Here is a 10,740-nt window from a genome sequence, read left to right on the forward strand (position 1 = left end):
CGGTAGTACGCCTCATCGGCAGCGCCCATCATCGACGAGACCTTTCTGCCGTCCTTGTACTCGAGATTTGCATGAGGCTTCGTGCTTCTCGACGCGCCAATCAAGGCCTTGCAGTCATCGCACATCGGCGCAGGTGCTGATGCATTACTCATATCGATAGACCCCATCATCAGACGTCAATTGGCGTCGTCTTCCAGACTTCCTGCGCCAGCGCGATGAGCAGCGCGTGGCGCTTCTCGATGGACGCGGCATTCCACGCAGGAAAAGCCTCCAGCTTGGCGTTGATCCGGGAAATCGATGTGTTCTGTCCGACCTCGGTCAGCGCCACCAGGCTGCGCGTCAGGTAGTTTCCGCTCTTGCCGTACTCTGCCTGCTTAGCCTTGTAGAAATCATTGCCCGCGACGATATTGATTGGTTTTTCCAGCAAGGTCAGATTGCCGAGGCGATTCTTGTAGTCGTCGTAGACCGCATTCGGGTTCTCTGCTGCCCACGTGGCACGCAGCTCCGCCTTCGGGTTGTCGGGCAGGATGTGCTCGATTTCCAGCTTGGTGAATGGCTCGAGACTGCCTGGGGCCTTCAAGCCGCTGAACGCCATCTCGACGTGCTGGGTCAGCCGCGCCAGCAGGTAGCGCGTGCGGTACTGCTGCATCGAATACAGCGTGAAGCGCTTGAGGGCATCGGCGAGCTCCTGCGACTTGCCCGCCATGTTCTTCTCGAAACGGTCGGCGACGAAGGTGTTGAGCTGAACCTTCTGCTTCACCGGATCAGTTGTCTCCGCAATCGCACGCAGCTCGTCGGCCCATTGTGAGAAGCTCCGCTCCAGATCCTTGGTCGGCGTCTTGGTGAAGATGTAGTAGAAGAGGAAGCTCTCAAGCTGCGCCACGAAGTGGTCGAATAACGGCTTCGGAAAGTTCGCCGCTGCCAGCAGCAGGACGTAGTGCAAGCTGAACGCCCCACCGGCCAGCCGCTTGAGGCTGTCCATCGCCAGACTGGGCTTGCCGTCATTCCCCAGCCCGTTGGCGAAGGCCAAGTAGTGCTCGACGTTGCGAATCACCTTGCGGACGAACTCGAAGGGTTTGCCTGCGTAGTCGCAGAGCGCCGCGTTGTCCTTGGCGATGAACCAGTCGTAGATCTCGTCCTCGCGCACCACCGCATCACCGCGCTCGTTCTTGATGACGTAGTTGGCCATCAGGAAGTAGCGCAAGAAGCGCAGCGGCTTTTCCTTCTCCTTCTCCAGTGGCTTGGTGATCTTCTTCCACTCGTCCTTGAGCTGAGTGAACTGGGTCTGCTTGACCTGCGTGAACAACAGGTTTTTCAGCAAGTCCATCGGGTTCAGACCGACGCCGCGCTCGTTGATGGTTTCGAAAATCTTCAACGCGCTGCTGACGTCGGTGGAGATCTGGATGAACACCACGTTGTTGGCCAGATAGCCCCAATACTTCTTCAGCTTGGCCGTGTCGTCGTAGTTGTCCTTTAGATAGCGGTACAGCGTGCTGTAAGCATTGACCAAGTTCTCTAGCGACCCGAAGCTGGTGATGCCAGCAGACTGGATGCCAGCGCGCACGGTCTGTGGCTCTGCATCCAGCTCGACCAGTTTGGCCATCACTTCGCCTGCGCTCTCGTAACGCGGTTCCAGCTTCAGGGTGGTGCGCACCTCGCCGTCGCTGTCCACATAGCTGGTCGAGATCAGCCCGGAGATCATCTGGCGCTGTGGCTCGCCCCGGAACAGATGCTTGAGCGCGCACAGCAGCAGGAAGAACGTCGTCAAGCGCTGCTGGCCGTCGATGACCTCGTAATGGTTCTTCTGCTCGGTCGGCGACACCAAGACTGTGCCAATGAAATATTCCCGCGTCGTTCCCGCATCGATCTGTTCGCCGATGTCCTCCAGCAACTGATGCACTTCCTTGTCCGTCCAGACGTACTCGCGCTGGTAGTCCGGGACGATGTAGAAGCACTCACGGAATGCCTCCTCGATGCTGTACTTGTGGTTTTCGATGCGAGCCATCTTCTTCCTTCTTCGTTCTTCAAATCGCGCTGCGCAAAGCGACAAACTGGTTACTCGGTCCTTCCGACCGAAGGATCAGATTCGCACTGTTCGACACCACGTAGGCCAGGGGCCGCGTCAAGGTGAACGGGAACAGCACGGGCAGCGACTGCAGGCTGGGCACTGAAACGGGCTTGCCGGCGTAGCGCACGGCCGCCTCGATCAACCAGGCCGTCAGTCCGTCGTTGTCGATCGCGGTTGGTGCCAGCCGGATGACCCGCTTGCCTTTCTCGACCCGCTCCACGGCGCCCCAACTCGCCTGGCTCTGGATGACCATGTTGGTCATGCGCCGAGTGCCTTCGCGCTCTCCGTAGGTCTCGCTCATCCGGCGATGCACTTCGGCGGACGCGCAGTCGCCCTGGATGGCGGAGAGGCGGCCCACCAGCTCGGCCACTTTGCCAAAAAACGGGTAGGTCGCCACCGACATACCCCAGCACAGCGCCGCGACCGGTATGTCCGGCTGCGTCTTGTGGATGGCCACGCCGCGATCCGCGTAATCGACCAGTTCGGCGCGCGGCTCCAGCCACAGCCGATTCAATACGGTGCGTGTTTTCTTCTTAGCTTCCACGCCAAGCTCGGCTGCATCGAGCAGTGCATTCAGATCATCTAGCCCAGCCACGCCCGCACGAATATTCAGTGCCGCAGCCGCCCAATCAAGCTGAATGAACCGATCAAAGCCTATTTTTGGGGCTGATGAATTCATTCGGTACCAATCACATAACTGACTTTCACAAAGGGCACGATCAACTCTTCGACCGACACCCCGCCGTGGACCACCACCTGCTCGCCCTCCGGCACAAAGGCGGTTCGTCCGCCTGCGAATAGGGGCATGAAGTTCGCGGGCAGTCCAGCGATGTCCAACCTCACTGTGGTGGGATAGGCCGCAGCGGAATCGGCCAGCAATGGCTCACTCCGGTAGACTCGAACGCGCTCACCGCGCGTCTCTGCAATCACGCCCTGACTGGGCCTGCCGACGCCGGTGGACTCAACGTTGCCGTGGTCCGCCGTGAGATAGATGTGGTATCCCTTGTCCAGCAGCAGCGAGAACAGTCGATCAACGAAACCGGTCGACAGCCAGTTCCCGATCCACATCGCCACGTCCTTCTTGGACCGCTCCTTGTGGAGCCGATCGTCCACCTCATCGATGACCAGGCCCACCACCTTCGGGCGCCGGTCGATCAAATCCGCTTCCAGTGCGTCGAGCTGATGGGTCTGACGCAGCGCGCGTCGATACATCACCTCATTCGAATTGACGCCTTCGTTCTGCCAGAACGTCTTCCACAAGGATTCCTCCTTGTCCGTCCTGTCGATGGAGTCGTCGAACTCTCGCGGTTTCAGCCCGGAGAACAGCGCCTGACGCGACACCGACGTCACGGTCGGCAGCCATGCAAACGCGGTTCCCTCGTCGAACGCGAAACGTTTCGTGGTGGCGATCAGGCGCTCGCGGATTTGCACCCACTGGTCGAAGGCCAGCCCGTCGAATACCAGCAGAGCCACCTTGGTTTCCCCTGCGGACCGCCGATGCCGCAAGAAGCGCGGCACGTGGTGCACCATCACCGGAACTTTGGTCACCGGCTGCAGGATCAGGTCGGCGTAATGCTTGGCTGCGACCCAGGCTTGCAGATGCTCGTCTGATTGCGCCTGCAAGGTCTTGATCCGTTCCCGAATCACCGGCATGAGTTCGCCGCATTCCGTGCTTGGCAGGCCATGCGTACGGGCCAGAATCTCACCATAGCGTTTGGCGAACTCGCTCCAATCCTTGTGTGAAGAGGCCGCCGTTGGCGTCGTCTCGATCAGGCCATCGATGCCTTTGAGCACCAAAGCCTGCAATGCCGCCGGGTCCTGGACGATGCCGGCCTTGATCCAACTCGGCATCCCTGCCGGGACACTGTGCACCGCGAGCGGATGCAAGCTGCCATCGAGGAACATGGAGTCGACCAGCACCTGCACGTCGGAGTGGTCGAACGGAATCTCGATCTTGGCGAGGTAGTCTGGCGGTGGCGGTTCACCCGTGCGCGTGCCATCCAGCCCCAGGGTCTTCAGATAGCGGTACCACGCATCCTGCACCACGCGCAGCAGCGCGCTCTTGGATGCCAGCCATGTGGCGACGGGCAGGCCCGCGAACAAGCCTTTACCCTGGAGGATGCTTGCCGCATGCTCGGCAAACAGCGGTGGCAACGAGCGGTTGGCAAAGTGCATGCGCAGCAGCTCGCGCCAGAAGTCGACCGGGTTGCGAATGGATCTCGGCGTCAGTTGGTAGACGTGTTCGAGAATGAAGTCCTTGGACTCGTTCTCACCGCGCGCTGACTGCAATTCGGTCTGGTGAGCATGAAACAACCCGGCAAAGTGCTCCGGCTCGACTTGCTGTACCGCACTGTATGCCAGCCTGGGGAAGAGCTCTGCAAGGCTGAGCCGGACCACACGTCCGTGGTGCACGATGTCCCACGGCAACTCATTCGCGTCGGCGCTGCGCAGATGCAGAACCAGCGAAGGCGCTGGCCCCGCCTCACCGCGATCCCAGGCTTCGCGATAACGTTCCTCGTATTCCGCCCGAAAGGCGAATGGGTCTTCGTACAGCATGACCTCGAAGCCCCGGCTGCGCAGTTCGGACAGGAGCTTTTCGTCCAACAGCACATCGTCGGGGTCGCACGCCACCCACAGCCGGGTGAGATCGGCCGTGAAGTGGCTGAGAATACGTTCTGACCACTGGCTCATCCCACCTGTCCTCCGGGCATCACATCGCCGGAGACGCGCACCATCATCACGGCATTCAAATCCGGCACGCTGGCCTCCATGTCGTCCAAGGCGGCCATGCGTGCATCGTGTTCCTGCTGCAGCCGCTTGCGCCGGTGCTCACGCACGGCGGGTAAGCCGATTCGTCCGATCGCCTGACCTCGGGCCTCGAACGCATACACCGCTCGTTCGCGCTCTTCCTTCAGCCGGGCGCGGTGTTCGGTCAGCAGCTCGGTGAATATCCGTTCACCCTGGGTACTGGCAGCCGCCTGCGATGCCTCGAACCACTTCGCCGACTCCTCGGCACCCGTCACTGCATGCACGTCTACGGTTTCGGTCAGCAGCAGATCCCAGACGCGCTTGGCGGTCGGCACGAAGGGGCGGCCTTCCTCGTTGATGAACACCGGCAGGAAGCGCTTCCGGCTCAGACCTTCAGCCGCCAGGCTGATCTCCCATAGCGACCAGATACCGCGAACCGAATCCGGCAAGCCGGTCACGCGGATCACCGGCAGGGGCTGCCCGGCGACAAAGCGTGGCAGCTCACTGATCACCGCCCGAGCGCGTGGGTCTTCCATCGTGACCCATTCCAACTCCGGGTTCTCATCCGCCGTGCGGGCGTCAAAGCAGGCCTGTGCCGACTCACTGCCGTCTGCCCACTTCACCCGCCACGCCTTGCCAACCTTCGTTGCCGAGCCGCCGCGCGCAGCCAACCCGCTGGTGATGGCGCGCTCCAGCCAGAACTGCGCCGGGTGGTCGCGCCACTTGCGGGCATCGTCGGCGTCCAGATCGTGCTCAGTGGTGAGCAGATCGCTGTTCTTCTTCGACTCCGCCAGGGTGGATCGAAGCTGCGACACCACCGCGTCGCACTCCTGTTCGATGGCATCCGGGTTCTGCAGGCCATGCACGAACAGCTCGTCGAAGATCGGGTCGGCCTGGACCGAATCCATCACGTCGGCCGCCTTGTCGACGCCAAACTCCTGCGCGATGACCTCGAGCTTTTCCTCCAGCACCTGGCGCACGCGGTGTTCCACGGTGTCTTCAAGCACGAAATTGATGGCGCGAACCACGTGCTTCTGACCAATGCGGTCCACTCGACCAATGCGCTGCTCGATCCGCATTGGGTTCCACGGCATGTCGAAGTTGACGATGACGTGGCAGAACTGCAGGTTCAGGCCTTCACCACCGGCATCCGTCGAAATCAGCACGCGCACATCCTTGGAGAACACCTGTTGTGCCCGCGTGCGCGCTTCCAGGTCCATGCTGCCGTTGAGCGTCGCCACCGAGAAACCCCGGCTTTCGAGGTAATCGGCCAACATCGCTTGCGTCGGCACGAACTCGGTGAAGATCAGCACCTTCAGCGCCGGGTCACCTTCCTCTTGCTGCAGCTTGTAGATCAGCTCCAGCAGTGCCTCGGCCTTGGCATCAGTGCCAGCGGCCTCCGTTTCCCGCGCCAGGTCTAACAGCATCTCGACTTCAGACTTCTCCAGCTCCCAACCGCTGGACTGCATGGCCAGATCCACCTGGGACTGGCCATCGAGATCGGCCCACTCGTCGGCGCTGGTGTTCTCAAAGAGATTCGCTTGGGGCTGTGGCGCATCAAGCAGGGCCTGGCGCTTCTCCAGCGTGGTGCGGATGGCTGCCGTGCTGGAGGTCACCAGCCGCTGCATCAGGATCATCAAGAAGCCGATGTGGCGCTGCTTGGCTGCCATCGCCTGGTTGTAGCCGTGGCGCACATAGTCGGTCACCGCCTCGTACAGGCGTTGCTGCGAGCCGTGGCGGGCCTGCCAGGCAACCGCCTGCAGCCGGGTCACACGCGGCTTGAAGAGCGGCTGCCCCTCGGCGTTGATCGATGCGCGCTTCTCGGTGCGAATCACGAACGGCCGCACCCGGTCACGGCTGACGCTGCTCTCGTCCGGGAAGGCTTCGCGATCCAGCAACTGCATCAGCCGCATGAACTGGTCGGTCTTGCCCTGGTGCGGCGTGGCGGACAGCAACAAGAGATAGGGTGATGCCTCGGCCAGCGCCGCGCCCAGCTTGTAGCGGGCCACCTGCTCGGTGCTGCCGCCCATACGGTGGGCTTCGTCGATGATGACCAGATCCCACGACGCTGAGATCAGGTCCTCGAAGCGCTCGCGGTTGTAGGTGTTGAGTTGCTCCAGGCTCCAGCCACGACGGCCTTCCAGCGGCTTCACCGAATCCAGCGAGCAGATCACCTGGTCGTGCATGCGCCACAGGTTCTCTTCCTCGCCCGCGCCGCCACTGCGCCACTGGCGGAAGGCCGCCAGCTCGGACGGCTCGATGAACTGGAACTTCTCGCCGAAGTGCAGGCGCATTTCGGCCTGCCACTGGCGCACCAGTCCCTTGGGCGCCACCACCAGGATGCGCTTCACCCGGCCACGCAATTTCAATTCGCGCAGCACCAAGCCGGCCTCGATGGTCTTGCCGAGACCCACCTCATCGGCCAGCAGGTAGCGAATGCGGTCGCGGCTCACCGCGCGGTTCAACGCGTAGAGCTGGTGCGGCAGCGGCACCACGCTGGACTGGATCGGCGCCAGTAGCAGGTTGTCCTCCAGCGCATCCAGCAGCTTGGCCGCCGCCGTGGTGTGCAGGATCTGCTCCACGCTCGGGCGCACACTCTCCAGCGAGGCCAGTTCCACCGCCCGAGCGCGTACCACCGCGTCCTTGGCGGGCAGCCAGACGCGGTAGGCCACCTCGCCCCACACGTCCTGGCGCTCGATCACCCGGCAAGGCGATGCCTGCCGGGTGAACCAGCACCAGTCACCGATGGTGAAGTTGCGCCCAGTTTGCGTCATCGAGCGACCTCATCGCGTAGTGCTTTGCCTTGTGCAGTCAGGCGATAGCGCTGCTTGCTGCTGTTAGGCTTGTCAGGGATGGTCATTTCGACGAGGTCCAATGCCAGCAAAGGCGTCAGCACTACCTCGCGGAACTTACTCCTGTTGCTACGTCCGACCCACTGCATCAAGGTGGCAACATCGTGTTCATCGGTCATCTGCGCTAACACTGTGTGTTGCTCGGCACTCAGTCCCGGTTTGGTCCCAACCTGGTCCCGACTTGGTCCCGACTTGGTCCCAGTTAGATCGGTAGCCTGCGCTTGCGCCTCTTGGGCAAACCGCTGGCGAATCGCCTCACGCACATGAAACTGCGTATCGCTAAGCTGATCGAGCAACTGTTGCCGCACCAGATGGTCGGCCACCGCCCGCGCCTGCTGGGTGGTACCGATGCCGAGGCTGCGGATCGCCGTAAGGGTGAGCGGCCCGCCCTCTGGCAGTGACAGCGCCAACGCCAGCGCATCCGCCTGCTCGGGCGTCAAATTGGTTCCCAAAGTCTGACGAAAGCGCAGCATGGCGTCGGTCACCAGCGGCTTGTTCACCAACACCAGCTCAAATTCCTTGCGTGCCTTGTCGTTTTTCAAGCGCGGCGGCGTGCGCCCCAGCTCGTGCCAGTTACGGAAAATGGCGCGAATGCCGGTACCGGCCTGATCCGACAGGCCAATGCGGCGAAACGCCTTCACGATGGCTGGGTTGCGTACCTCTTTCTCGGTCGGGTCCAGCAACTCCGCCTCGGTGGCAAAGGCATCCCCGGGGTTCCAGAACACCGTGCGGTCGGTAAACAGCTTGATCGATGCCTTGCGCCCGTGGTCGCCGTAGTCCTGGTGGATCAGCAGGTTGATGGCCGCCTCGCGGAAGGCCACATAGTCGGGCGGATCATCGTTGCGGCGCAGCGTTGTCGGGTCAAGCGAGAACGGATGCTCGGCAATGCGCATATAGCGCGCCACCAAGCCCTGCCAGGTCTGAAAGATGTTCTCCTCGAATACATAGCGGTCGTGCCAGCGCTGCTCGGCCGACCATTTGTCAAAAGCGGTGTCGATGCGCTGATAGTCCAGCACAGGTCTGGGCAGGATTTGGCGTACGAAACGGCCTGTGCCAAACAGCAACACGCCCGCGCGGGTCGGATGAAGTTTGCCGCCTTGTTCGACCACAAAATTCCAGTTCAACAGGAACGCAATCGGGTCGGTGATTTCGGCATGCTCGGGGTTGCGGCGGGCAAACTGCGCCTGGTACCACTTGACCGTCTCCAGATCGAAGCAGGACTCCGCAGCAAGCTCAGCCAGCACCGCGCCGTCGTAGCGATCCTGTGCCGCATCGCGCAGAAAGCGCTCCAGCTCACTTTGTGTGCATTGTTCGTCGCCCGCACCACGGCGCACGTAACTCTGTCGTGGATCGCCCTTCAGGTAGACCGGCTTGTCGGCGCGAGCCATCTCGGGCACATAAAAGGCGAACACATGCTTACCATCAACTTCAAAGCGATGTGCCTGGACCGCAAGCACGCGGTTGAGCTTCTGCCCGCCGCGCAGCACCGCGAGAAAGTCGTTCTGCACCTTGTCCGGCTCTTCAACGCCCGTCACCTCCAGGTGGTGATTGACCTCGCTGACGCCAAAAACGAGCCAGCCACCAGCGGTGTTGGCAAAGGCGGAGACGGTTTTGTAGGCATCCTCGGGCACACCACGCTGGGCACGCTTGCACTCAAAGTCGTTCCACTCCAGGCCATTCAGCCGCGCCAGCAATTCGTCCTGATTCATCAAGCTGCTCCACGTGGGGTCATCAGATTCCGTCCTCGGTTCGGGTCAGCGCGAGGTCATAGAGGGTGAGCAGCTTTTCGTCCTCTTGCAGCGCAGACTCAGGAACTTTGGCCGCGATGTCGATGATTGTCTGGTAGTCCTTATTGCCCCACGCGGTTCTGAAGCCAGCGCGCAGCGCTTCCAAGCGGAACTCCTTCAGACGCCGCCCGGTGAACGCTCGATAGAGGTCAAACTCCTTGAGCAGCGACTTCTCACGTTTCTTCTCCAAGTCCTGTGCCTTGTTCGGGTCGGGCACGTACCAGCGATCCTTGGCTTTGGCCACCAGTGCTGGACTATTCTTCTCCAGCCCGCGTAGATCCTTGTGGTTGGTCGAGAGGTAGCTGTGGATTTGGCTCGGAACCTCACCCGTGCCGTCGTACTTCAAGAAGTTGTCTTCCAGTAGTGCCGAAAGCTCGGGTTTGGCTTCGTGCTTTTTCCACCCTGCGCCAAGTTGCCCCATGAACTCAGGGCTGACCTCTTGGTAAGTCGATGGACGGCGCTTCAAGAAATCGGTCAACCAATCAATCGCGCTGCGCTCATCGGAAACGAACATCTCCATCTGAGGCGCAATAGCAACTTGCATACGCTTCTTGTCGTACTCGGTGACCTGGTCCGGCAAAAAGACCATTCCATCTCGTTCAATAAAACGCTGACTAAGACCGGCCTGAAACTCCTGAGTGGACATTGGAACCTGAACGTTGTGCCGGAAAAACCACGCCACCATCCGATCGAAAATAATGCGAGGATCACGCTCCGAAATAAATTCCAGCTCGCCATTCCGCACCTTTACTGAAGGCAGGTACTGCAGATGTGTTCGAACAAAATCCCATACCGAATCTTCACTTCCACCCGTTCGTGCAAACCTATCTTCCAGCCCGCCATTGGGCTTGTATGCCGATATAACAAGGTCTTGCTTCACTGAGGTTTTGTTGTTTACAGCGTTGAAGCTACCTTGCTTCTTGTCCAGCGCCGAGACGTTTGCAACAACGAATCCTGCCTCTTGAAGTGCGGTTTGAATAGCATTCCACACCGCCGCCTGACTGTTTGAGAATTCCACGGTCATCCAGCGTCCAGGCTTAAGAACCCGAAACGCTTCTTCGAAACACCCTGTCATAAGTTTTCGATATGCATCTAAAGATTTCGTCTGGCTCTTGTTTTCAATTGCTTCTGGTTTCGAGTTTGTTCTTACGCCAAGCCATCCCTCGGTGAGAAAATTTAATTCCGAATACATCAAGTTCCCTCCAAAGGGAGGATCAACGAAGATGTAGTCTAGCTACCAAAAGGAGGCCCCCCGGCTCTGCCGGGGAGGCAGTAGAAGTTTGAC

6 protein-coding genes are annotated in these 10,740 nt (G+C 60.6%); all 6 read right to left on the reverse strand.

All coding sequences use genetic code 11. The features are described 5' to 3' along the window. Nucleotides 1-169 precede the first annotated feature (169 nt). The 6 genes from IHV84_RS17025 to IHV84_RS17050 are packed head-to-tail and all read right to left on the reverse strand — an operon-like array spanning nt 170 to nt 10,680. Nucleotides 170-2,005, reverse strand: coding sequence for a DUF262 domain-containing protein (locus IHV84_RS17025; protein WP_198847743.1), 1,836 nt, complete (start codon nt 2,003-2,005; stop codon nt 170-172). A gap of 19 nt (nt 2,006-2,024) precedes the next feature. Further along, nucleotides 2,025-2,747, reverse strand: a complete 723-nt coding sequence (locus IHV84_RS17030; RefSeq protein WP_198847744.1) for a hypothetical protein — start codon at nt 2,745-2,747, stop codon at nt 2,025-2,027. Next, nucleotides 2,744-4,759, reverse strand: coding sequence for a BREX-3 system phosphatase PglZ (pglZ, locus tag IHV84_RS17035; RefSeq protein ID WP_198847745.1), 2,016 nt, complete (start codon nt 4,757-4,759; stop codon nt 2,744-2,746). The genes IHV84_RS17030 and pglZ overlap by 4 nt, the downstream gene beginning before the upstream one ends. Continuing rightward, complete coding sequence (locus IHV84_RS17040; RefSeq protein WP_198847746.1) at nt 4,756-7,590, reverse strand: DEAD/DEAH box helicase; 2,835 nt, start codon at nt 7,588-7,590, stop codon at nt 4,756-4,758. The genes pglZ and IHV84_RS17040 overlap by 4 nt, the downstream gene beginning before the upstream one ends. Continuing rightward, the gene (locus tag IHV84_RS17045; RefSeq protein ID WP_233100091.1) at nt 7,587-9,377 is read right to left on the reverse strand and encodes an RNA-binding domain-containing protein; all 1,791 of its coding nucleotides are present in this window, start codon (nt 9,375-9,377) and stop codon (nt 7,587-7,589) included. Before IHV84_RS17045 ends, IHV84_RS17040 begins: the two co-directional genes overlap by 4 nt. Nucleotides 9,378-9,399: 22 nt before the next feature. Continuing rightward, nucleotides 9,400-10,680 carry a DNA methyltransferase gene (locus IHV84_RS17050; protein WP_370541313.1) on the reverse strand — a complete coding sequence of 427 codons (1,281 nt, stop codon included), beginning with the start codon at nt 10,678-10,680 and terminating at the stop codon, nt 9,400-9,402. Between the last annotated feature and the right edge of the window lie 60 nt (nt 10,681-10,740).

Origin of the sequence: Acidovorax sp. IB03 (assembly GCF_016406015.1) — a bacterium.
GTDB lineage: Bacteria > Pseudomonadota > Gammaproteobacteria > Burkholderiales > Burkholderiaceae_C > Acidovorax > Acidovorax temperans.

Coding starts and splice junctions, on each gene's coding strand:
- IHV84_RS17040 (WP_198847746.1), bottom strand. CDS start 7,590: ATGACGCAAACTGGGCGCAACTTCACCATCGGTGACTGGTGCTGGTTC.
- IHV84_RS17030 (WP_198847744.1), bottom strand. CDS start 2,747: ATGAATTCATCAGCCCCAAAAATAGGCTTTGATCGGTTCATTCAGCTT.
- IHV84_RS17045 (WP_233100091.1), bottom strand. CDS start 9,377: ATGAATCAGGACGAATTGCTGGCGCGGCTGAATGGCCTGGAGTGGAAC.
- IHV84_RS17025 (WP_198847743.1), bottom strand. CDS start 2,005: ATGGCTCGCATCGAAAACCACAAGTACAGCATCGAGGAGGCATTCCGT.
- pglZ (WP_198847745.1), bottom strand. CDS start 4,759: ATGAGCCAGTGGTCAGAACGTATTCTCAGCCACTTCACGGCCGATCTC.